We start from the raw sequence: 403 nt of genomic DNA, 5'->3' as shown, positions 1-403 counted from the left end.
TGGAATTTTCACTAGTGAAAATTCTCGCGGGTCGTAGCTCGGTGCTAAGAAGCACGTCCCGATGGGGTAGCACTTCCTTGGCCGTCTGACATGAAGCCTGTCGAGCAGAGAAGTTTACCTTCAAGCAATAGCGGAGAACTGGTCGCGAAGAGAGGTGGTGGCGTCCTTTTGATAGCGCTCCAACAGTTGGACCACTTCTTCGGCGACGTCGAATTCTCGCATCCATTGTGAAATCCAGGTGCCCCCGATCTCGCGTTGGAGTTCTTGGATGCGCCGGGTGTTTTCGGTTCCTGCGACACCTACCCGTGATCGAGCGGCGCGGCCCAGTCCCAATTGCAACATCCGCGAACCGTAGGGAGATGTGGAGTAATAGTCGCGCTTCTGGACCCCTTTTGGGACGAGC

The 403-nt window shown here is 55.8% G+C and carries 1 protein-coding gene; it reads right to left on the bottom strand.

Annotated features, from left to right (window positions below; translation table 11 throughout):
• Nucleotides 1-120: 120 nt before the first annotated feature.
• On the bottom strand, nt 121-403 hold a 283-nt coding region (locus ACR6JA_RS22715; protein WP_494599726.1), incomplete at its 5' end, for a hypothetical protein.

The organism is Cedecea sp. B1(4), from assembly GCF_059414925.1.
This window is presented reverse-complemented; position numbering and strand designations above follow the sequence as displayed.